20 protein-coding genes and 1 rRNA gene are annotated in these 22,718 nt (G+C 57.6%); 14 read left to right on the top strand and 7 right to left on the bottom strand.

Annotated features, from left to right (window positions below; genetic code table 11):
• Window positions 1–10: 10 nt before the first annotated feature.
• The 5 genes from rrf (at window position 11) to DCS96_RS11855 (ending at window position 4,779) form a co-directional block, all read left to right on the top strand.
• Window positions 11–125 (top strand): 5S ribosomal RNA (rrf, locus tag DCS96_RS11870).
• An 835-nt stretch (window positions 126–960) separates the two neighbouring features.
• Window positions 961–1,374, top strand: a complete 414-nt coding sequence (locus DCS96_RS18965; RefSeq protein WP_269801907.1) for a solute carrier family 23 protein — start codon at window positions 961–963, stop codon at window positions 1,372–1,374.
• Window positions 1,329–2,390, top strand: coding sequence for a solute carrier family 23 protein (locus DCS96_RS11865; protein WP_269801915.1), 1,062 nt, complete (start codon window positions 1,329–1,331; stop codon window positions 2,388–2,390). Before DCS96_RS18965 ends, DCS96_RS11865 begins: the two co-directional genes overlap by 46 nt.
• 119 nt (window positions 2,391–2,509) lie before the next feature.
• Window positions 2,510–3,853 carry an 8-oxoguanine deaminase gene (locus DCS96_RS11860; protein WP_116474461.1) on the top strand — a complete coding sequence of 448 codons (1,344 nt, stop codon included), beginning with the start codon at window positions 2,510–2,512 and terminating at the stop codon, window positions 3,851–3,853.
• Between the two features lie 221 nt (window positions 3,854–4,074).
• Window positions 4,075–4,779, top strand: a complete 705-nt coding sequence (locus tag DCS96_RS11855) for a phosphatase PAP2 family protein (RefSeq protein WP_116474628.1) — start codon at window positions 4,075–4,077, stop codon at window positions 4,777–4,779.
• 187 nt (window positions 4,780–4,966) lie between these two features.
• Here the strand turns inward: DCS96_RS11855 and DCS96_RS11850 are convergent, their stop codons facing one another.
• A complete protein-coding gene (locus DCS96_RS11850; RefSeq protein WP_116474460.1) occupies window positions 4,967–6,145 on the bottom strand; it encodes a CinA family nicotinamide mononucleotide deamidase-related protein in 1,179 nt (392 codons plus the stop codon).
• A 143-nt stretch (window positions 6,146–6,288) separates the two neighbouring features.
• Here DCS96_RS11850 and metA point away from each other — a divergent pair, with 143 nt between their 5' ends.
• On the top strand, window positions 6,289–7,233 hold the full coding sequence (metA, locus tag DCS96_RS11845) for a homoserine O-acetyltransferase MetA (RefSeq protein WP_116474459.1): 945 nt from the start codon (window positions 6,289–6,291) through the stop codon (window positions 7,231–7,233).
• Between the two features lie 91 nt (window positions 7,234–7,324).
• Here the strand turns inward: metA and DCS96_RS11840 are convergent, their stop codons facing one another.
• The gene (locus DCS96_RS11840; protein WP_116474458.1) at window positions 7,325–8,611 is read right to left on the bottom strand and encodes a cation:proton antiporter; all 1,287 of its coding nucleotides are present in this window, start codon (window positions 8,609–8,611) and stop codon (window positions 7,325–7,327) included.
• A 273-nt stretch (window positions 8,612–8,884) separates the two neighbouring features.
• Here DCS96_RS11840 and metH point away from each other — a divergent pair, with 273 nt between their 5' ends.
• From metH to DCS96_RS11825, 3 genes are all read left to right on the top strand, one after another.
• Window positions 8,885–12,565 (top strand): methionine synthase, encoded by a 3,681-nt coding sequence (gene metH / locus DCS96_RS11835; RefSeq protein WP_408646002.1) that lies wholly within the window; start codon window positions 8,885–8,887, stop codon window positions 12,563–12,565.
• 280 nt (window positions 12,566–12,845) lie between these two features.
• On the top strand, window positions 12,846–14,084 hold the full coding sequence (locus DCS96_RS11830) for a serine hydrolase (protein ID WP_116474456.1): 1,239 nt from the start codon (window positions 12,846–12,848) through the stop codon (window positions 14,082–14,084).
• 170 nt (window positions 14,085–14,254) lie between these two features.
• Window positions 14,255–14,641: a DoxX family protein gene (locus tag DCS96_RS11825; protein WP_116474455.1), complete on the top strand. Its 387-nt coding sequence runs from the start codon at window positions 14,255–14,257 to the stop codon at window positions 14,639–14,641.
• Window positions 14,642–15,131: 490 nt separating this feature from the next.
• Here DCS96_RS11825 and DCS96_RS11820 read toward each other — a convergent pair whose 3' ends face one another.
• Window positions 15,132–15,617 carry a methylated-DNA--[protein]-cysteine S-methyltransferase gene (locus DCS96_RS11820; RefSeq protein ID WP_116474454.1) on the bottom strand — a complete coding sequence of 162 codons (486 nt, stop codon included), beginning with the start codon at window positions 15,615–15,617 and terminating at the stop codon, window positions 15,132–15,134.
• 129 nt (window positions 15,618–15,746) lie between these two features.
• Here DCS96_RS11820 and DCS96_RS11815 point away from each other — a divergent pair, with 129 nt between their 5' ends.
• Window positions 15,747–16,040 (top strand): hypothetical protein, encoded by a 294-nt coding sequence (locus DCS96_RS11815; RefSeq protein WP_116474453.1) that lies wholly within the window; start codon window positions 15,747–15,749, stop codon window positions 16,038–16,040.
• A 36-nt stretch (window positions 16,041–16,076) separates the two neighbouring features.
• Here DCS96_RS11815 and DCS96_RS11810 read toward each other — a convergent pair whose 3' ends face one another.
• Window positions 16,077–16,388, bottom strand: coding sequence for a Nif3-like dinuclear metal center hexameric protein (locus DCS96_RS11810; RefSeq protein WP_116474452.1), 312 nt, complete (start codon window positions 16,386–16,388; stop codon window positions 16,077–16,079).
• A 27-nt stretch (window positions 16,389–16,415) separates the two neighbouring features.
• Window positions 16,416–16,574 (bottom strand): hypothetical protein, encoded by a 159-nt coding sequence (locus tag DCS96_RS18605; protein ID WP_157953630.1) that lies wholly within the window; start codon window positions 16,572–16,574, stop codon window positions 16,416–16,418.
• A 145-nt stretch (window positions 16,575–16,719) separates the two neighbouring features.
• Here DCS96_RS18605 and DCS96_RS11805 point away from each other — a divergent pair, with 145 nt between their 5' ends.
• Window positions 16,720–18,429 (top strand): chloride channel protein, encoded by a 1,710-nt coding sequence (locus DCS96_RS11805; protein ID WP_116474451.1) that lies wholly within the window; start codon window positions 16,720–16,722, stop codon window positions 18,427–18,429.
• Window positions 18,430–18,679: 250 nt separating this feature from the next.
• Here DCS96_RS11805 and DCS96_RS11800 read toward each other — a convergent pair whose 3' ends face one another.
• On the bottom strand, window positions 18,680–19,609 hold the full coding sequence (locus DCS96_RS11800) for a PA2778 family cysteine peptidase (RefSeq protein ID WP_198650012.1): 930 nt from the start codon (window positions 19,607–19,609) through the stop codon (window positions 18,680–18,682).
• A 17-nt stretch (window positions 19,610–19,626) separates the two neighbouring features.
• Complete coding sequence (locus tag DCS96_RS11795; RefSeq protein ID WP_198650011.1) at window positions 19,627–20,022, bottom strand: PA2779 family protein; 396 nt, start codon at window positions 20,020–20,022, stop codon at window positions 19,627–19,629.
• Between the two features lie 318 nt (window positions 20,023–20,340).
• Here DCS96_RS11795 and DCS96_RS11790 point away from each other — a divergent pair, with 318 nt between their 5' ends.
• The 3 genes from DCS96_RS11790 to DCS96_RS11780 all read left to right on the top strand — a co-directional run bounded on the left by DCS96_RS11790 (window position 20,341) and on the right by DCS96_RS11780 (window position 22,698).
• Window positions 20,341–21,006, top strand: a complete 666-nt coding sequence (locus DCS96_RS11790) for an ABC transporter ATP-binding protein (protein ID WP_232818234.1) — start codon at window positions 20,341–20,343, stop codon at window positions 21,004–21,006.
• Entirely contained in the window at window positions 21,006–21,803 is a 798-nt protein-coding gene (locus tag DCS96_RS11785; RefSeq protein ID WP_116474449.1) for an ABC transporter permease, read from the top strand. Before DCS96_RS11790 ends, DCS96_RS11785 begins: the two co-directional genes overlap by 1 nt.
• A gap of 109 nt (window positions 21,804–21,912) precedes the next feature.
• Complete coding sequence (locus DCS96_RS11780; protein ID WP_232818233.1) at window positions 21,913–22,698, top strand: glutaminyl-peptide cyclotransferase; 786 nt, start codon at window positions 21,913–21,915, stop codon at window positions 22,696–22,698.
• Window positions 22,699–22,718: the final 20 nt, after the last annotated feature.

The following is a 22,718-nucleotide window of genomic DNA, read 5'->3' as shown; positions in this document are numbered from 1 at the left end:
CCAGTTTATGCCTGGCGGCGATAGCGTTGTGGTCCCACCTGATCCCATGCCGAACTCAGAAGTGAAACGCACCCGCGCCGATGATAGTGTGGCAGCTGCCATGTGAAAGTAGGTCACTGCCAGGCACTCAATTCAAAAACCCTTCACCGATGGTGAAGGGTTTTTTTTGTTTTCGCACAACTCGCTTTCACATGGCAAAGGTAGATACAGCGGAGCGAAGCGACTTCTCTGCTGTGAAAGTAGGGCGAAGTGCGCCCGGAAAAGGCACCGCCTTTTCAGTGCTGAGCGACCCGAGCTCTGCGAGGGGACGGGCCACTGCCAGGCACCCAATAGAAAAGCCCGATACTGTTGTATCGGGCTTTTTTTCGTTTCGGCGGCCGGCATCTTGCACATGACAAAGGCCATGCCTTGAAAGCCGGCGCGCGATCCTCGCCCGACGAGGGGTAACGCCAGGCAATCCAGTTGAAAAGCCCTTCACCGATGTGAAGGGCTTTTTTCATTTTAGATAACCTATTTATACCAAACAGATTAAATAATTGATCTATTTGATCGCTCTGAAAAGGTCGGACAAATGGACAGCTCCTCCGACACGCCGTGCATACCTCCATGTCGACACCCAAGGAGCAGGGGGGTACTGGCTGCTGTATCGAGCGAAACGAGGGGTTTATTTTCATCACCAAGAGTCTGAGTGGGAGGATTGTGCCAGCATCTATATATCCGAGTAATGTATTTGTGATCATATTAAACACATATTTATTTTGCATTGTGCACATTTTTTGATAATTAAATTAACATCAATGTATATTGTGGTGTATTGTTTTATGACCTTCCGCCAGATGAGCGGCGAAGCAAGAAGATAAAAATGAGTGTTCAACGAATGACATGAACGTTGATACAGATTAGATGTGTCACACTGCCAAGGGGTTATCTGTCTCGGCAAGAACTAACAAAGGATCTGTTATGACCCAAGATGTAACCAAGGAAACCGGCAAGAACCATGACTTGCTGTATGCTCTGCATGATAAACCGGAATTTCTGCCATCCTGTTTTGCCGCATTGCAGCACGTGCTGGCCAGTTTGGTTGGGGTGATCACACCAACCTTGATAGTGGGAGGTGTCCTGGGACTGGGGGAGCATATCCCCTATCTGATCAGCATGGCGTTGATGGTTTCCGGCGTGGGCACCTTTATTCAATGTCGGCGCATCGGGCCGGTGGGGGCCGGCATGCTGTGTCTACAGGGGACCAGCTTCGCATTTCTGACTGCTATCCTGTCGGCCGGAATGATAGTCAAGAGTCGTGGTGGTACACCGGAAGATATCCTGCTACCATATTTGGCGTCAGCTTCTGTGCCGCCTTTATCGAAATTTTTCTGAGTCGCTTTATTCATAAGTTACAGAATATTATTACCCCAGTGGTGACCGGCACTATCATCATCCTGATCGGTATTCCTCTTATCAAAGTGGCGATGACCGACATTGGGGGTGGTTTCGGGGCCGAGAATTTCGGTTCTCTGGAAAATCTGATGCTGGCCGGGATTGTTCTGGTGAGTGTGATCCTGCTGAACCGCTCCCGTAATCCCATGATCCGCCTGGCGGCCGTGGTGATCGGCTTGGTGCTAGGTATGATCGTCGCCTTCTTCATGGGCCGCCTGGATTTTTCTCACCTGAGCAGCCTGCCTCTGGTGTCGATCCCCATGCCCTTTAAGTTTGGTTTTCAGTTTGACCTGGCTGCCTTTATTCCACTGGCAATCCTGTTTTGCGTAAGCGCCATGGAAACCACGGGGGATCTGACGGCCAACTCCACGATCTCCAGGGAGCCGGTTGCGGGCCCTGTCTATCTGAACCGGATTCGTGGGGGGGTACTGGCGGATGGGATCAACTCGATGATCGCTGCCACATTCAACAGCATGCCCTCTACCACCTTCAGCCAGAACAATGGTGTTATCGCCCTGACCGGGGTGGCCAGCCGTTTTGTCGGCATCTATATTGCGGCGATACTGGTGATTATGGGGCTGTTTCCGGTTATTGGGGGAGTCTTGCAGCAAATGCCCAAGCCGGTGCTGGGTGGTGCGACCCTGATTATGTTCGGTACAGTGGCGGTAGCAGGTATCCGGGTACTTTCCCATGCTGAGCTGGATCGTCGTAATATGTTGATAGTCGCCATCTCCGTCGGACTGGGTATCGGTGTATCCACAGTACCAACCGTGTTGCAGGAACTGCCAAAAACCCTGGCCAATATCCTGGGCTCTCCTGTGGCAACCGGCGCTATTTCCGCTATCCTGCTGAGCCTTATCCTTCCCAAAAGTATCAAGGATGAGGAGCAAGCAGGGGAGGAGGAGAAGCCTGTGGACACAAAAAAAAAGTTAACTAGAGCGGGCGAAAAAGCCTGATCTTATTGCTGCCTGCTGATCGGCAGGCTCAATCCCCTGACGTACCTTCCCGGGTTGTGCGTCAGGGGCTTTTACATCCGGGTTATGCCAACTTTCATCAATATGGAGTCGAAAGTCTGATGCAAAACCCCAACACCCTATGGATTAAAAATCCGCTTGCCGCACTGAGTCCCGTTTACGCAGGAGGTGTGGTCGTCAAAGATGGTAAAATTGCCGAATTGGTCGCTGCCGGCCGGCAACCGGCCTTGCCGGTGGCTGCTACCTTTGACGCGCGCGAACATGTGCTGTTGCCGGGCCTGATCAATGCCCATCACCATTTCTATCAAACCCTGACTCGGGCCCATCCGGTTGCCTTGAACAAGGAGCTGTTTTCCTGGCTGGTTTCCTTGTATCCGGTATGGGCCAAACTGCATCCGGAAATGGTGGCGGTCTCTACCCAGCTGGCGTTGTCCGAGCTGTTGTTGTCGGGCTGCACAACCGCCAGTGATCATCATTATCTGTTTCCCCGGGGCCTGGAGGATGCGATCGATATCCAGCTTGCCCAAGCCGAAAAACTGGGGGTACGGGTTCATTTGACCCGTGGCTCCATGAGTCTGGGTCAGGATCAGGGGGGCTTGCCCCCGCAATCCACGGTGCAATCGGAAGCCACGATTCTTGCTGATAGCGAGCGGCTGATCCGGCGCTACCATAGCGCCGAACCCGGGGCCATGAGCCGGGTTGCGTTGGCACCCTGTTCGCCCTTTTCGGTCAGCACCGAGCTGATGAAGGCTTCCTCCGAGCTTGCCAGCCGCCATGGAGTACAACTGCATACTCACCTGGCCGAGACCCACGATGAGACCGAGTTCTGTCTGAAAATGTTCGGGATGAGGCCGGTGGACTACCTGGAGTCGGTCGGCTGGTTGAACAGCAGGGTTTGGCTGGCCCATGGTATCCATTTCAATGAAGAGGAAGTCCGGCGACTGGGCAAGGCCGGCGTCGGTATCGCTCACTGTCCATCCTCCAACATGCTGCTGGCATCGGGTCAGTGTCCGACCCTGGATCTGGAGGCGGCAGGCTGTCCGGTGGGCATTGGTGTGGACGGTTCGGCGTCAAATGACTGCTCCAACATGATATTGGAAGTACGGCAGGCATTACTGTTACAGCGTTTGCGCTATGGTGCCCGCCGGATTACCCATCAAAAGGTGCTGGAGTGGGCCACTCGCGGCTCGGCTGCCTGTCTGGGAAGGGATGACATCGGTGAGCTCGCGATCGGCAAACAGGCGGATCTGGCCCTGTTCAAGCTGGATGAGATCCAGTTTGCCGGTGCTGGCGATCCTCTGGCCGCTCTGTTGCTTTGTGGTGCTCATCGTGCCGACCGCATGATGGTGGCCGGTAAGTGGCGGGTCATAGATGGTGCTATTTGTAACCTTGATATAGAGGCGCTCAAGAGCCGCCAGCGGGAACTGGCCGCCAAGCTGCTGTAATCAATAACACCGGTGGTTAATCCCCATACTGGTTAGTTAAGGTGAAGCGGATGTATTGGCTTCCCATTGCCCCCTGAACCCTTTCGACGGATTCAGGGGCAGTTTGAGGATTGGCTAATCCTCAAACTGCCGGCAACATTGTTTTTACGCTTACCTATCTGATAATAATTATTTTTTCTGATATAAATAGCGCTCTATATCCATGATTTATGATATTGAATATGACATGGGACTATAAAGGCCTCGGTATTCTTCATGGCCTGGCATTTTTATTATTTTTCTCCTGGTTCTTCGGTTATTGGCAGGTGCTGGACGAGGGCGTTTTCTGGTTTTTCAATGGCTTGCTGACCAGTGTTCCCGGTTGGGCCGAGGGGGTGGCATTTGTCAATCAGCGCTGGATAGACGGTGCCGTGGCCTTGCTGATGACGTTGTTTGTATTCCGTTACGCCTGGCAGGTTTCCTGGGGTGAGCGATTGCGGCTGCTGTGTTTGTTGCTGCTCATGGCCGGTGCCTTTTCCATCCAGGCCGCGGCGGGTAAAGCCCTGCCTATAGAGAGGGCCAGCCCGACCCTGAGCCATGAGAATGCAACTCGAGTGAGTCAGCTTGTGCCGGACATCAAGGCAAAAGATGCCTCGGGGGACTCTTTCCCCAGCGATCACGGTATCGGATTTGCCACCTATCTGCTGTTTATTTGTTATCGTTTTCCCCGCCGCTATCTTTATGCCGTTGCGCCCCTGGTGCTGTTACTGGCCATGCCCAGGATACTGTCCGGTGCCCATTGGCTTACCGACTTTTTCTGCGGGTCGGTGCCGCTGGCCCTGATCACCGGTGCCTGGTTATTCCACACACCTCTGGCCGAGCGTCTGAGCAATTTGATGAGTGCTGTATTGGTGAAGACATTCATCCGCCCTGACCGATTTGAATAAACGAATAGTCGATCACTCGAGACAACGAGCGGATATCGCAGAGCAGATCCTCTGCATCATGATCGGAAAGCGTATTTGCCGCTTCGCCGTCCCTGGCGCGGCGAAGCTCCTAGGGGGGAGCATGGAGAGTCTGCGTTAGGGCCTGCTCTCTGTAGCGCAATGTGGCACAGTTATTTGGTTCCCTATGTCAGGATGCCAGTATCAGGCGTTCGCTACAGGGCAGGATATCGTAGTCGATCATCACCTCCTGCCCGCCGAGATGGCGACGCAGCATGTCCAGGGCAGCGAAGGCCAGCAGCTTGCGGCGGGAGAGCGGATCGCGAAACTGGACTTTCAGCGTCTGGGCATGGCACCCGTCGGCGGTGAGCAGGGCCAGGGGAATACCCTGGGGGCCTTCGGCACCGATGGCCAGGGCCAACTCCCGGCTGGAACCCTGCAGCCAGGTTGCCAAGTCCCGAGCCTCGTCGGGCAAGCCGCACAGGTAATGGCCTTCGAACTCGGGGGTGATGGTGCTGATGGTATCCGTCAGCCGTCCGCCGCTGGCTTCTTCAAACAGGGTCAGACTTCGGTTGGCCAGCGAGGAGCCCAGGCTGGTCTTGAAATCCAGTTCTCCCCTTGCCAGCAGGTGCCTGCCTACCTCGTCCAGCAACTGTTGTTCTGCCTGCTGCACGGCGGCGGGCGAGGCCTGCTCTATGATCAGCTTGACCTCTATGGTCGGTAGGCTGGCGCGGTAACCCAGGGTTATGCCCGGTGGCCAGCTCTTGCTGTCCAGACGGTCGCTCAGGCCTGATTCGGACAGGCCGAACAGGAAGAAGCGACGTACCTCGTTGGCGCCTTGAAGGCCAAACAGCCGGACCAGGCGGGGCACGATTTCTGTGGGCATCATATTTTTCAGCTCGGATGGTACCCCCGGAGTAAAGATAAAGGTGGCGCGGTTGAGCTTGACGGCAAAGCCACAGGCGGTGCCAAGCGGATTGTCGATGACCTCGGCACCGGCGGGCAGCATGGCCTGCTTGATATTGCTCTCGGGCATGGGCCGATTGCGGGCACTGTATTTGGCGCGCATGACCTCCAGCCAGTGCTCGTTCAGTTCCAGGGGCACAACCGCCGCTTCGGCCATCGCCAGGGCGCTGATATCATCGGAAGTGGGGCCCAGCCCCCCATTCACTATGACCAAATCCGCTTCATGGCTGCGTTGCTCGAACAGTTGCACCAGATCAGCCTTATCATCACCAACGGTAAAGCGGCGTCTGACCTGCCAGCCCAGCTCCAGCAGTTGCTGGGACAGCCAGCCGGCATTGGTGTCGGTAATTAATCCGGTCAGCACTTCGTCGCCGGTACTTACCAGCTCAATCACTGGGTTCATGATAGTGTCCTTGTTATGGCTCTGTCGGGATTCTAACGCAACTTGCCTGTCCCGCCCATGTCGGGGATGACAACCGCCACGCCTTTGTTGTAGATTTCTGGATGTCTAGACTTTTTTACCGATACTGTACAGGGAGTAAGCACATGCCCATCAAGATCCCGGATCGCCTGCCCGCGGCCAATGTCCTGACTCAGGAAAATATTTTTGTGATGACGGAGTCCCGTGCTGCCCATCAGGATATCCGTACCATGCGGGTACTGCTGCTTAACTTGATGCCCAAAAAAATAGAAACCGAAAACCAGCTGCTGAGGATGCTCTCTAATTCGCCACTGCAGATAGATGTGGATCTGCTGCGTATCGACGACCGGGCTTCGAAGAATACGCCGCAATCCCATCTGGAAAACTTCTATTATGATTTCGAGCAGATCAAGGACGAGTATTATGATGGCCTGATTATTACCGGTGCTCCCCTGGGGCTGACCGATTTCTGTGATGTACTCTATTGGGACAAAATAGAGCGGGTGATCGAATGGGCGAAAAGCCATGTGACTTCCACCCTGTTTTTATGCTGGGCGGTGCAGGCGGCATTGAAAATTCTGTATGGGGTCGACAAGCAGACCCGGCTGGAAAAGCTATCCGGTGTCTACGAACATCAGAAGCTGGCCGAATTCGAGCCCCTGGTGAGGGGCTTTGACGATGTGTTTCTGGCGCCCCACTCCCGTTATGCGGACTTTCCAATCGAACTTATCCGGAAGCGGACCGATCTGAATATATTGGCGGCGTCGGAGCGGGCTGGGGTATACCTGGCGGTCAGCCCGGATCGGCGGCAGGTATTTGTCACCGGCCACCCCGAGTACGATGCGGGTACCCTGCACGGGGAGTACTTGCGTGATCTGTCGGCCGGGCTCGAGCCCGCCATTCCGGAAAACTACTTTCCCCAGGATAACCCGAATAATGCACCAAGGGCGACCTGGCGCAGCCACGGGCATCTGCTGTTCGCCAACTGGCTGAATTACCATGTCTACCAGCTGACGCCTTACGATCTGCGTACCCTGAGTGCCGAGGGGCAGACCCTTACCCGTTTCTGACTATCTCTGCGGCCGGAGGCAGCCGTAACAACAGGGCCTGGCGAAACAGGGGGGCGCCGGGCCTGTTGCTGGGTGATACCGGACCTTTATGTCAGCCGAAGACCCCGGGCTTTTCGAGTGCCTTGGCCTTGTTGATCATGGGGGTGATGGTCATACCCTGCACTATGATCGAGAAAATCACGATGGCGTAGGTCATCATCAGGATCAGATCGCGCAGCTCAACCTGGCCACTGGCCCCAAGTTTGATGCCGGCCGGGATCGACAATGCCATGGCCAGTGACAGGCCGCCGCGCAAGCCGCCCCAGGTCAGGATACGCACCGAGTACTTGTTGTAGCTGCGAAAGCGGCGGAATCCCAGGTAAGGGACGGCAACGCTGACAAAGCGGGCCGCCAGCACCAGGGGGATGGACAGCAGTACCAGGATCCAGGCCTGCCAGTGAAACTGCACCAGTAGCATGGCCAGGCCGATCAGCAGGAACAAGAGGGCGTTGAGGAATTCGTCCATCAGGTGCCAGAAGTGATCCAGATATTTCTGGCTCTGTTCGCTGAAACCGGTATGACGGGTCCAGTTGCCGATCATGATGCCGGCGACCACCATGGCCAGGGCACCGGAAACACCCAGCATATTGGCGATGGCAAAACCGGCTGTCGGTATGCACAACGTCATCAGCAGCTCCATGGAACCATCATCGGTGGCGCTGATCATGATATGAGACATCAGCCCAAGCAGGCCGCCGAACAGGATGCCGCCGATGGCTTCATGGGTAAACAGGGCCAGGACCGAGCCCATGCTGGTCTCATGGCCGTTGAAGGCCACGGCGAAGATGGTCAGGAATACCACCAGGCCGATACCATCGTTAAACAGCGACTCGCCTTCAACCTGGATGGCAATCTGCTCAGGCGCTCCCAGCTTCTTGACGATCGCCAGCACGGCGATGGGATCTGTAGGTGATATAAGGGCCCCAAACAGCAGGCAATAGACAAAAGGCAGGGGGATGGCGGCGATAAAGGCCAGCAGCCAGAGACCGGCGGCCACCACCAGGGTCGACAGCAAGACCCCGAGGGCAACCAGGGTGGTAATTTCCCATTTCTGGGTTTTGAGTGCAGACAGGTTGATGCCCAGTCCACCGGCAAACAGCAGGAAGCCGAGGATCCCCTTCAGTAGAAAATCGCCGAAATCAACCGTCTCGAGGGTGGCGACCGCATGCAACTGCAGCTCGGGCCAGGTGGTTTTCCCCAGGATCAACATCAGGATCGAAATGGCCAGGGCACCCGAGGTGATGGCAATGGTGGTTTGTATTCTCGTTATATACTGATTGACAAAGGCGATGGTAATCGCCATAGCCGCTAAAATACACAGGGTGTAGTAGACGCTCATTTAGGCACTTCCAGTTGTTATTGTTAGTCATTTGCAAGCTAGATTTCCGGTCTTTGCCGGATGCGCATAGTTTGCCCTATTTCTGCTGCCGGTCTCTAGTGAAAACTGCCATTTCAGAGGCTATTTAATTAAATATTTGGGCGCTTTTCTGGTTAGCTCGCGAGATTCCGGAAATCGACTTCGCTGGCCTTATGGATGGCTGGATTTCTAATGATCATTTTTGTGATAGCATGGAGTCCGCCCGCAGGAATCATGTTGTTACAGGAGTCAAAAGTGTCCAAGTCCCCGGTTTTTTCCCAACTCGAGCAGGCGCTCGCCGAACGCATTTTGATCATAGATGGCGGCATGGGCACCATGATCCAGTCCTACCGGCTGGATGAGGCCGCCTACCGAGGCGAGCGGTTCGCCGACTGGGCCTCGGATCTCAAGGGCAACAATGATCTGCTGGTACTGACCCAGCCTGAAATCATCGCACAGATCCATAGTGATTATTTTGCTGCCGGTGCCGATATCATCGAAACCAACACCTTCAACGCCACCACCATCGCCATGGCGGATTACCAGATGGAATCCCTGGCGGCTGAAATCAACCTGGAGGCGGCCCGACTGGCACGGCGGGTGGCCGACGAATGGACCGCGAAAGAGCCGCAGAAGCCGCGCTTTGTCGCCGGGGTGCTGGGACCGACCAACAGAACCGCCTCCATTTCTCCGGATGTCAACGATCCCGGTTACCGCAACATCAGCTTCGATCGGCTGGTCGAGGCCTACACCGAAGCGACCGAGGCATTGATCGACGGCGGCGCCGATTTACTGATGATCGAAACCATCTTCGATACCCTCAATGCCAAGGCGGCGGTGTTCGCCATCGAAGGGGTATTCGACCAGCGTGGTATTCGCCTGCCGGTGATGATCTCCGGCACCATCACCGACGCCTCGGGCCGTACCCTGACCGGCCAGACCACAGAAGCCTTCTACCACTCCCTGCGCCACGCACGGCCTATTTCCTTCGGCCTGAACTGCGCCCTGGGGCCGGACGAGTTGCGCCAGTATGTGGCCGAGCTGTCGCGCATCAGCGAGACCTATGTGTCGGCCCACCCCAATGCCGGCCTGCCCAATGCCTTCGGTGAATACGACCTTGAAGCCGACGAAATGGCCGGCCATATCAGGGAGTGGGCCGAAAGCGGTTTCCTCAACCTGGTGGGCGGCTGCTGTGGCTCAACCCCCGAGCATATTCGGGCCATGGCCGAGGCGGTGAAAGGCATAGCGCCGCGTAAACTGCCCGAGCTGCCGGTTGCCTGTCGGCTGTCCGGCCTGGAGCCGGTGCAGATCACGCCCGAGAGCATCTTCGTGAACGTGGGCGAACGTACCAACGTCACCGGCTCGGCCAAATTCAAGCGGCTGATCAAGGAAGATAAATACGACGAGGCGCTGGAAGTGGCGTTGCAGCAGGTGGAAAACGGCGCCCAGATCATCGACATCAACATGGACGAGGGCATGCTCGATGCCGAGGCCTGTATGAGTCGCTTTCTCAACCTGATCGCCGGTGAGCCGGATATCTCCCGGGTGCCGATCATGATCGATTCCTCCAAGTGGGAAGTGATCGAGGCCGGCCTCAAGTGCATACAGGGCAAGGGCATCGTCAACTCCATCTCCATGAAGGAAGGGGAAGAAAAGTTTATCGAGCAGGCCCGACTGGTGCGTCGCTACGGGGCGGCCGTGATCGTCATGGCGTTTGACGAGGTGGGTCAGGCCGATACCCGGGAGCGCAAGTTTGAAATTTGTGAGCGGGCCTACCGGGTGCTGGTGGACAAGGTGGGTTTTCCACCGGAAGACATCATCTTCGACCCCAACATCTTCGCCGTGGCCACCGGCATCGACGAGCACAACAACTACGCGGTGGACTTTATCGAGGCGGTGAAGGATATCAAGGACAACCTGCCCCACGCCATGATTTCCGGCGGTGTGTCCAACGTGTCGTTTTCGTTCCGCGGCAACGAACCGGTACGTGAGGCCATTCACGCCGTCTTCCTTTACCATGCCATTCGCAACGGTATGGACATGGGCATTGTCAACGCCGGCCAGCTGGCCATCTATGAGGACATAGATCCCGAGCTCAAGGAAAAGGTCGAGGCGGTGGTACTCAACCTGAATGACGATGCCACCGAGGCGCTGCTTGAAGTCGCCGAGCGTTATCGCAACAGCGGCGGGCAGGCCAACGACGCCCGGGATCTGGAGTGGCGCAGCTGGCCGGTGAACAAGCGGCTGGCCCATTCCTTGGTCAAGGGGCTGACCGACTTCATCGAAGAAGATACCGAAGAGGCCCGCCAGCAGGCGTCCCGGCCACTCGATGTGATCGAGGGCCCGCTGATGGACGGCATGAACGTGGTCGGTGACCTGTTCGGCGAAGGCAAGATGTTCCTGCCCCAGGTGGTGAAATCGGCCCGGGTGATGAAGCGGGCGGTGGCCTACCTCAATCCCTATATCGAGGCTACCAAGCAGGTCGGCCAGACCAACGGCAAGGTAGTCATGGCGACGGTGAAGGGCGATGTACACGATATCGGCAAGAATATAGTCGGTGTGGTACTGCAGTGCAACAATTATGAGGTGGTGGATCTGGGGGTGATGGTGTCTTGCGAGACCATCCTCAAGACCGCCCGGGAAACCAATGCGGACATGATCGGCCTGTCCGGCCTGATCACCCCGTCGCTGGACGAAATGGTGCATGTGGCCAAGGAAATGCAGCGCCAGGGCTTTACCATTCCGCTGCTGATCGGCGGAGCCACGACTTCCAAGGCCCATACTGCGGTCAAGATAGAGCAGAACTATGATGAGCCGGTGGTCTATGTGTCCAATGCTTCACGCGCCGTGGGCGTGGTGCAGAGCCTGCTGAGTGAAACCAATAAACCGGCTTTCGTCGAGCGGCTCGACAAGGAATACGAACTGGTGCGTGATCAGCATGCCCGCAAACAGCCGCGCACCCGGCCGGTGACCCTGGCCCAGGCCAGAGCCAATCCGGTGGCCATCGACTGGCAGGCCTATACCCCACCGGTGCCGGCGAAACCGGGTATTCACGAGTTTCACGATGTGCCTATCTCGGTGCTGCGCGACTACATCGACTGGACGCCCTTCTTCCTCACCTGGTCGCTGGCGGGCAAGTATCCACGTATCCTCGAGGACGAGGTAGTGGGTGAAGAAGCCAAGCGGCTGTTTGCCGATGCCAATGACCTGCTGGACAAGCTGGCAGCCGATGGCGAGCTGAGCTGCGCCGGTGTTATCGGGCTGTTTCCGGCCAACAGCGTGGGTGACGATGTGGAGATCTATACTGACGAGAGCCGCTCACAGGTATTGCACACACTGCGCTTTTTGCGTCAGCAGACCGAGAAGAAAGATGGCTTCCCGAATTACTGCCTGGCCGATTATGTGGCCCCCAAGGGCAGCAAGCCTGATTATATCGGCGGTTTTGCGGTGACCGGCGGCATCGGCGAGGACGATATCGTGCAGCGCTACAAGGACGCCCACGACGATTACAATGCCATCATGGCCAGCGCAGTGGCCGATCGACTGGCCGAGGCCTTTGCTGAATACATGCACCTGCTGGTGCGCAGGGAGTACTGGGGCTATGACCCGGACGAGGATCTCAGCAATGATGAGCTGATCCGGGAGAAATACCGGGGCATCCGCCCGGCGCCCGGCTATCCGGCCTGCCCGGAGCATACCGAAAAAGGGACCCTCTGGAAGCTGCTGGACGTCGAGGCCCGCATCGGTATGAAGCTGACCGAATCGTTTGCCATGTGGCCGGGGGCGGCGGTATCAGGTTTTTATTTCTCCTACCCAAATACCCGCTATTTTGCGGTGGCACAGATCCAGGAGGATCAGCTGCTGGATTATGCCGAACGCAAGGGCATGACCCGCGAGGAAGCCGAGAAGTGGCTGGCGCCCAACCTGAGTGAATAGACTAAAAGCCAAAGACAGGCGCCGTTCGGCGCCTTTCTTTTGCCGGTTTCTTGATAACGACAATTAGGATGTGTTGGGGGCTCCACAAGCGTCAATTGCGATATATGATTAGGGTATCCAACTCTGCAACGGACAGGTTTTGTCGCTTGGTTCCAAATGCTGTTGCGTCTGTGCGACCCGGCGTCAGAGGTAGGAGAAAATAAAAGAGTAAAGCTGGACAGCATGATGTTCATCACGTAATTTCTGCCGGCTTTTTCAACATTCAGAGAGGGTAGATCCCATGTTTGCTTTAAAACGTGCAGGGAAGAAGGGATATTTTATCCTGGCAACCATGTTGTTTATCTCCCTGTTTACTCAGGCTCAGGCTAATCCCCGTTATGCCGCCATTGTGGTGGATGCCAATACGGGAGAGATCTTGCATGCCGCCCATGCCGATGCTCCCCGTTACCCTGCCTCTCTGACCAAGATGATGACCCTCTATCTGTTGTTCGAGGCCATGGAGCAAGGCAAGTTGACCCTGGCCAGCAAGCTAAGGGTGTCTGGCCATGCTGCATCCATGCCACAGACCAACCTGAGCCTGCGGGCGGGGGATGGTATCCTGGTGCGTGACGCCATTCCTGCCCTGATAGTGCGTTCGGCCAATGATGTCGCCGTGGTGGTGGCGGAAGCCTTGGGAGGCAGCGAACGCAACTTTGCCCGGATGATGACCGACAAGGCTCGCGAGATGAAGATGAAGGATACCCAGTTCCGCAATGCCTCCGGTTTGCCTGACAGTCAGCAGAAGAGTTCGGCTCGGGATATGGCGACCCTGGCACAGCGGCTGATGCAGGACTTTCCCAAGTATTATCATTATTTCTCGGCTCCCTCCTTCCGTTATCGTGGCAAGACCTATACCAGCCATAACCGGATAGTGCGCAGCTATCAGGGAGTCGACGGCCTGAAGACCGGCTATATCCGAGCCTCGGGTTTCAATGTGGCCACTTCGGCCAAGCGAGGCGAAAAGCGGCTGGTCGCCGTGGTGATGGGGGGGCAGACAGCCCACTCTCGTGATCAGCATATGGCCCAATTACTCGATCGCGGGTTTGTCCGTGCCTCGGCGCAGCAGCGGGTTGCGCAAAGGGTAACCAAGGAGGTTTCCGCTCAGCCACAGATCAGCCCGCAAGCCCCGGAGGCCCCTAAATACGAGATCAAACCAGCGCCCCTGATCAGCAAGTCGACGGATACGGTGGTATTGCAACGGGAGGTCCTGCCGGTTCCGACCGAAAAGAGCGAAGCTCCCCTGGGATCGGGCTGGGCTGTTCAGGTTGGTTCCTACCGTGGTCAAGACCAGGCCAGGGCTCAGGCAGTTGCCGCCACCAGATGGGTGCAGGGGCAGGTGGCGGTCAGCGAGGTGGAAATCAGTAATCGCAAGCTGTTTCGTGCCCGTCTGGTGGGTCTGCAGGAGAAACAGGCGCGCAATGCCTGCCGGAGCCTGTCCCGTCGGGGGATGGATTGTCTGGTCGTCGCTCCCCACGGCTGAACCATGGCTGGCATATGGATACTAAAAAGGCGCCGAACAGCGCCTTTTTTGCTTATTATTATTGAGTGAGCGGGTATCACCGGGAATCCGGCTCCGGCGTTGATGAGAGGGATACGCCGTATAACTTCACGCCCGGCAGGACCGACGATTAAAAACTGTGAGGAGAGGTTATGGCGGAAAATCCGGATCTGGGCAAGTTGATATTACGCCTGACCCTGGGGATCTTGATCTTGTTTCATGGGGTTAGCAAAGTGTTTGGTGGTGTCTCGGGCATCGAAAACATGCTGGTGAGCAAGGATCTGCCGGCTATCCTGGCCTACGGTGTCTATGTGGGCGAGGTCATCGCGCCCTTGATGCTGATAATCGGCTACTACAGCCGGGTCGGGGCCGCGCTCATCGTGGTGAATATGCTGTTTGCCCTGGGGCTGGCCCATTCCCACCAGTTTTTCATGCTGGGAGATTCGGGTGGTTGGCAACTCGAGCTGCAGGGCTTTTTTCTGTTGACGGCGGTGGCGGTGATCCTGCTCGGGCCGGGGAAATACAAGTGGCGACATTAAACGTCATGCTGCCATCGCGGCAAAAAGGAAAAAGGGGGACGACATCATGTCATCCCCCTTTTGGGTCGTCTTAGCGGTTCAATCCCTAAACCAAATTGCTCCCTGCAATCCCTGACATTACCTTAATCCTTAAGGTGCTCCTCTTCCCGATCCTTCGGGGTGTCCTTGGTTATCCTGACCGCGTGTCATCCTGACTCGCTCGACTATCTCCATCCTGGAGGTGTCCTTGACCGCATCCTGCGGTGCTCCCTTCGCCTTTCCTGGCGGCCTGTCTTCCTGACGGACCTCCTTGCTCCTTGCGGAAGAGATAATAGCCTAACTGGGCTACTGCTCAAGCAAGCTGATGTAAGCCGAACAGTACGAAAAATAGAGGGTAATATTTAACTTGTTGTATTTAAATGGAAATGTAGTAATCCATGCCGTTATTCCATAAGCAGAAAACGTTTTATCTGTCGCTTCGTTGAGAGATCTCTTACAAAGTGGATCGTATTTATCTGCTACGAGCCCGCCCCCCGATGGAGGCTGCCAGGCCGGCTTCATGACGCAGCAGCCAGTCCTTGCGTTCCAGGCCGCCGGCATAACCGGTCAGCTTGCCATTGGCACCGATCACCCGGTGGCAGGGGATGACAATCGGAATGGGATTACGGCCATTGGCCGCACCCACGGCGCGTACGGCCAGGGGATTACCGATACGGAGGGCGATCTCTCTATAGCTGCAGCGTTCGCCATAGGCCAGCTGTTGCAGGGCTTGCCATACCTGCTGTTGGAAACGGGTTCCTTTCGGAGCCAGAGGCAGGGAGAAGCTGTGCAAGCTGCCAGCAAAATAGGCTTTCAGTTGGGCACTGGCCTCGCTTAGCAGAGGAGTGGTTGCCGGCTGCTCGGGTTCCGGCTGATCCAGGAAATCAATCCGAACGATGGCGTTTGGATCGGCGATAATCTTTAACTGACCACAAGGGCCGGACAGGGTGCAATACATAAAACGCCTCTTATATCGTTAGCTGGACTATATACAATGGGTATTGTTTGGTCTTGACCGACAGGGATCCGCTATCAAGCCGATGATCCCATCCACATTGTTAAGATTGCCGCCGGCTCGGGAGCCCAGATGGAGCAGAGTGAATATGTGATCTTCGGTGAGCTGGATCCGGATGCCTTCGAGCAGATAGTGACCAGGCTCGGCGGCCGTTACGAGCATCTGCGATTCGGCAGGCAGGGGGATGACTGGATCTGGATCGACTATGCCCATGGGCGGATCGAAATCGATACCTTTGGGGCCATGGTGCTTGAGGTCAAGGGGCGGCGACGGGATTACGGTGTTGCCCGGGAGATCTTCCGGCTCCTGGACAGCGCCTGGATCCGGCAGGTTTTTATGCCGCCCAGGATGGATCTCGGGCGCTAGTGATGGCCGCCGTACAGCACCGGTGCAGGGCCGGCCCTAAAAATCACTCAGGGGCCAAGCATCGAAGGCGGGTTCTTCATAGGGATGGGCCTCGCGCAGGGCGGCGACGGCCTCGCGGATCAAGGCATCCTCGCACACCAGCTCCACCCGAACTTCTTCGACCTGCTCCAGTTTCTCGGACTCGCCAATAAAAGGCCGGGCACCGGTCAACGGCCGGAACTGACCCATGCCTCTGGTTTCGAAGCAACATTGCTCATAGTCGCCGATTTTTCCGGCGCCGGTGGCGAATACCGCCGTCTTGACCGGTTCGAGATGGGATTCGGGCACAAAAAATACCAGCTTGTACATCACTCCTCCTGAGGGACTGTTTTTGAATCAGGCTTTGTTAAGGAATTTGGCCACCAGTACGATTTGTACCCGTTTACCTTGCCTTCGATATGCTCCGGGTTGCTGGTCAGGCTGATGCCCCTGGTCGGCACCGCACAGTTCGCGATTGCCACCACTGCGGTCCATCAGTTGCTGTTCAATACTCATCAGCTAGGTCACCTCGACGATAAAAGTGACAGGACTATAGCATACTGACCATACTCGGGCCGGGTCGATGGCCGTGGTTGCGTGGTGGGCAGCCCGCCTGTATCTGCTTATGCTTGTGTAGAAGACTTATTGTACGGCGGAACCCATGTCTCAGTCGAAAAGCAAGTGGCACCGGCTTTTGTTCAGGCCCTCGAACAGCCTGTTACCCTTGGTATTGCTCGGCTGCGTGATAGGCATAGTGTCCGGTCTGGTGATGGCCAGTTTCCTGAGTCTGCTGAATATGACGTTGGGCTGGCTGAATGGCGCTTCGCTGGAAGATTTCGAGTCGCTATCTCCCCTTTGGCGACTGGGGCTGCCGGTGTTCGGCAGCTTGCTGTTGATCGGCCTGTACCGGGTTACACCGGCTTCGGCACAGGCGGTCGGGTTGCCCCATGTTCTGGAGCGCCTGCAGTTCGGCCAGGGGCGACTGCCGGCCGCCAACCTCGCGTTTCAGTTTGTGGGGGCCTTGATTGCCCTGGGCTCGGGCCAGAGCATTGGTCGTGAGGGACCGGCGGTGCACCTGGGCTCGGGGGTGGCCAGTCTGCTCGGCCAGTATGCGGGGCGGCCGCCGAGTCAGCTGCGGCTGTTGATCGGCTGTGGTACGGCGGCGGCCATTTCCGCCGCCTTTACCACTCCTCTGGCCGGGGTGTTGTTCGCCATGGAAGTGGTGCTGATGGAATACAGCCTGCTGGGATTTGCCCCCATCATTGCCGCTGCCATCACCGCTTCGGCCTTTACCGAAGTGCTGTTGGGGCCGCATCCGGTGCTGGAACCGGTGCAGTTGGCTCTCGCCGGCTACTCCGATATTCCCGGCCTGCTGTTCACCGGTATCTGGGTCGGGCTGGTGGCGGTGCTGTTTCACCATCTGGTCCGGCTGTTTCTGCGGTTTCCCATCCAATCGAAGGGGCCCAGGCTGCTGCTGGCGGGCGTCATTACCGGTGTCCTGGCCCTGGTCGCTCCACAGATACTGGGCTCCGGATACGATACCATCAATGCCACCCTGGTCCAGCCGATGCCCTGGCTGCCGTTATTGCTGCTACTGCTGGCCAAGCTGATCGCCACGGCGGCGGCGATCGGTTTGGGGGTACCGGGTGGACAGATAGCGCCGAACCTGATGCTCGGGGTCTGTGCCGGCGGGGTGGCAGGGGCCCTGGTGCCGGGGGGATCCGATCCTGGCCTCTATGCGTTGCTGGGTATGGCCGCCATGATGAGTGCCGTACTCCATGCACCGCTGGCAGCGCTCGCCACTGTCCTGGAGCTGTCGCTCAGCGCCGAGGCGATGTTTCCGGCCATGGTGGTGGTGCTCAGTGCCAACCTGGTATGCCAGCATGGGTTTCGGCTGCCATCCTTGGTGCTGACCCTGCTCAAGGAGCGGGGGCAGGTGCTGCAAACTCATCCGGTATGCACAGCCTTGGCCCAGCGTTATCTGTCCGAGCTGGCCATATTTCAGTTTGCCGCCATTGACGTCGACACCGATGAGGTGCCCGACGAACTACTGCGGCAGCCGCCGCAATGGATCGTGGTGCGGCAGGCCGGGCACCCCTACCTGGTTGACGGCCAGCGTTTCAATGAAATGTATCTGGCGTGGCGGCAGCAGCCGGATGACGTTCCCCTGAGTCAGCTACTTGAACCCTTGCAGGCCAGCCGCCACCGATTGATCGAGCTTACCGAAGATGCCTCCCTGCTGGCCGCCATCAAGGCACTGCAGCAGGAAGAAACCGCCGGCTTCCTGCTGCCCGTCGGGCGCCAGGGGCAGGGGCTGGTGACCCGTGCCCAGCTGGTCGGCATGCTCACCACCGAGGGGCCTGTCTATTAACAGGTGCCCCATCGGCCTTAACGGGACCTTGTCAGCCTCTTGGCGGAGCCTTGCATCATGGCCGGGAAATACGTCTGCCATGCCGCTTTTCTCGTCATCCCCGGTGGCCGGTGACGTCGTCAAGCTCGGGGGCAGCTTGCTGCCGAACCGAGTATCCAGTGAATGTTCGCCGTCGTTTTCCGGTACAGGTGACCTTAAGTTGCGACTCAATGATATTGAGCGGTTGCTTAATGGAATAAAGGGACAAGGTTCAGTTTTGCTCCAGTTGTTGCTGTGCCTGTCTGGCATGGCTTTGCCATTGACCGGGCAATGCGGCGGCCCGACCCAGGCTGTAGGTCGCGGCCTGCCGTTGATCCAGGGCCGCTTGCGCCAGACCCAGGTTGAGCCAGGCGACGGCGAGAGCCGGCGCCTGTTCTGTGGCCCGGTGAAAGGCATCGATTGCCGCCTGCGGCTTGTCGGTGGCATAGAGGGCATTGCCCAGGGCAAACCAGCCCATGGCATGCGTGGGCCAGCGCGTGACCAGGGACTGCCAGGCCGGTAGTGCGGACTCGGATCCGGCTACCGTTTCAAACGCGGCTATGCTCTCGGTCGCCAGCTGCGGTGTGATGGATTCCGGGAGTTGACCCGGAGGAAGCGCAACCATGGCCCACCGGTCACTGCGTGCCCAGGTAGCGTCAAAGCGGCCCATGGCAACCGGCTGGTGCGATTGTTCACCGCTGTGCAGAAGCAGTCGAGTACGCTCCTGGTCGTAACCTATAACCACCGCGTAATGCCACAGCGGCCAGAGTGGCAGCGACAGGTTTTGCAGCACCAGAACAGGATGACCGGCGGCGACTTCGGTGAGCAGCGTGTCCAGGCTGCCGGTCAACGGGTAGCTGATCCGCCCATGGCGGCGGGCAGTGGCCAGCATTTCCGGCTGCACGCTGCCGGAGCGACCGGGTACAAATACCTGGGAGATTAGCTGTTCAACGTCGACCCGGACGCCGCTGGCATTGAGCAGCATGGCCAGCGAAGCGGGGCCACACTGATAGTCCCGCTGCCCATGGAAGGGCACGCCCGCTATATAGGCGTTGTCCGGTAGTCTGCCGGCCACCTCCGCCGAGGGGCGGGGACTACTACAGCCGGCCAGTAATATCATCAGCAAGAATGGCAAAACACCCGCCAGACGGACGCTTTGCAAACCAGGCACCTTGCCCATCAACGGGTGAAGGGGAACACGTTGGTCAGTCCCAGCAGGTCGGTGACCAGCAGGATAATAAAGACGGTGAGCAGGGCGCCGACTACGGAGTTGGCCCCGGCCGGCATATTATCCAGCTGCTCGGCCATCTGACGCACTTCCTGGTCCGAAAGGGCTGCGACCCGCGCTTCGACTTCGGGTAATGAGACGCCGTAGGCGACCAGTTGCTCACGCACGTCGGCACGGGCCAGCAGGGCATCGATGCGTTCACGGTCCATGCTGGCCTGTTCGGTGCTCAGCGCTGTTTGGGTGGAGATCAGTTGGCTCGGCTGGGCCTGTGCTGTCAGCGGCACTGTGCCCATGAGCAAGGAAACGATCAGTAGGGGGTTAATTATCCGGCAGATTCGCTGCATCATTATTATTCTCCTGGAAGTGGTGATCAAGGGGATGGGGCGCCCTGACATGGACCTCATGCCTGTTTCGTGCCACGTCCCGCCATTAGTATAGACTTGATAGCAAGGCCGGATTTTCATTTAAATCACAGCAAAATCAAGGACTGTGTCCGCCGGGTGGGATGGCTTTGCCAGCCGTTTTCCCGCCTGCTCGGCATCCTCTGGGGCTTAGGCCTGATTTTAAGGATGTGCGTACTGCGACGACAACAGACATGGGAGCCGATCCGGCCTATTCTCTGTATAATAATGAGCATGGGCCGGGGTGGCAGAAGGAGCAGCTTTGTGTGGGTCCGAAATCCGCAGGAAAGCAAAGATCAATGTCTCGAGCCCGGCAGCGGGCCTCATGATAATCGGGTACTTAAGCTGGAGCAGGTATCCGTGGGCGCGTTGACAGGGATTTCCCTGACTATTGCACCGGGAGAGATTGTTTGCCTGTCCGGCTCTTCGGGATCAGGCAAAAGCCGGTTATTGCGTGCCATTGCCGATCTGGATGTCCACGGTGGAGAGGTTTGGCTGGGCAATATGGCCCAGGCCGCCGTCAAGGCCCATCGCTGGCGAGGCTGGGTGATGCTGGTGCCATCCGAAAGCCCCTGGTGGGCGGAGCGGGTAGCGGATCATTTTGCCGAGCATCAGGATCTCGACCGGGAGCTGGCTGGACTGGGTCTGGAACCCGGGGTGTTGGGGTGGCAGGTCGGTCGTCTGTCTTCCGGCGAAAAGCAACGCCTGGCCCTGTTGCGGGCCTGCTCCTATGGTCCCAGGGCTCTGTTGCTGGATGAGCCGACGGCCAACCTGGATCCGGAGCTGACCCTGAATGCCGAGGACTGGCTTGCCCGCTGGGCACGCACTCAGCAGTTACCGGTACTGTGGGTCAGCCATGACAAAGCCCAGATAGGGCGGGTGGCGGATCGTCACTACCATGTTCAGGGCTCCCGGCTGGAACATCAGTAATGGCGGTCATCGAGTTAAGCTGGTGGCAGCTGGGGCTGGCGGCGCTGATGGTGATGGCACTGGCGGGTTGCACTCACCTGGCGCGTTTGGGTATTGCCCGAGGCCTGATGATTGCTGCGCTCCGGACCCTGTTGCAACTGGCGCTGATCGGTCTGGTACTGGAAGCCCTGTTCTCGGCTGCGTCCTGGTATTGGGTGGTACTGATGGCCCTGGTGATGCTGCTGATCGCCGGCCGGGAGGTGGTGGCTCGGCAGCAGCGGCGGTTGGCCGGTGGCTGGACCTTTGGCATCGGCACCCTTTCCATGTTTGTTTCGTCTTTTTCCGTTACCCTGCTGACCCTGAGCCTAATCATAGGTCCGGACCCCTGGTACACCCCCCAATATGCCATCCCCCTGTTGGGCATGATGCTGGGCAATACCATGACCGGGGTGGCCTTGTGCCTGGATCGGCTGACCGATTCGGTCTGGCGGCAGCGGGCACTGATCGAAGGGCGGCTGATGCTCGGCCAGGGCTGGAGTCAGGCGATCGGTGAGCAGCGGCGAGAGGCGATGCGTGCAGGTATGATCCCCACCATCAATGCCATGGCGGCGGCCGGGGTCGTCAGCCTGCCGGGCATGATGACAGGACAGATATTGGCGGGCAGTCCGCCGGCGCTGGCGGTGAAATACCAGGTGCTGGTGATGTTTACCATTACCGTCGGCACCGGTTTCGGTACCCTGGCTGCGGTATCGGTGGCCAGCCGGCGGCTGTTTGATGAGCGGGAGCGATTACGGCTAGACAGATTAACCGCCCCTTAAGGAATAAGGTCGCTCAGTTTACGGTATGGGTTGGTTTTACGAGGTGTTGGCGGGAAGCTAATCAATCCCGAACATGCTTAAGTAACCAGCATTGTATCCTAAGGAGGCTGTGATTATTTTCTTGTTTAAATGGGGCTGTGTCCTGTTGTCCTGCTGGGTTTGTTGTCTGTCGGTAGTGGCCGAACCGCTGGCCGAGCGGCTACGGGTTGAAGTGGTGCGCACCCTGCCTCATGATCCGGACGCCTTCACCCAGGGGCTGTTGTTGCATGAAGGGCATTTTTACGAGAGTACCGGTCTCTATGGCCGAGCCAGCTTGCGCAAGGTGGATCCCGAAACAGGTCGGGTGCTGCACCGGCTGGCGCTGGATCCGGCCTATTTCGGCGAGGGGCTGACCCGTATCGGGGATCAGCTTATTCAACTGACCTGGAAGGAGGGACTGGCTCTGGTCTATAACCTGGATGATTTTTCTCTGCAGCGGGCCCATCAGTATAGTGGCGAGGGCTGGGGCCTGTGTTTCGACGGTGAGTTCCTGTGGATGACGGATGGCAGCCAGACTCTGTATCGCCGCCATGCTCAGAGTTTCGAGTTATTGGGAGAACAGCTGGTGTCTTTTGGTGGCCGGACACCGGGACCGCTCAATGAGTTGGAATGTGTGGGTGATGCCGTGTATGCCAATATCTTTCGTGACAGCCGCATCGTAAAGATCGATAAAACCAGCGGCAGAATACTGGCCGAAATCGATGCAACCCCCCTGCTGCTGTTAAGCGAGCGCTCCTGGGATGGGGAGGCTGTATTGAATGGCATCGCCTACGAGGCCGAGACCGATACCTTCTACCTGACCGGCAAGCTGTGGCCGTACCTGTTTCAGGTGCGCTTTGTGCCTGCTACGTTGTAAGCCCACTGACATTCCCACTG

This window comes from Zobellella maritima (genome assembly GCF_003075035.1).
GTDB classification, from domain to species: domain Bacteria; phylum Pseudomonadota; class Gammaproteobacteria; order Enterobacterales; family Aeromonadaceae; genus Oceanimonas; species Oceanimonas maritima.
Note: the sequence above shows the minus strand (reverse complement) of the source record. Positions and strands in the feature narration are given on the sequence as shown.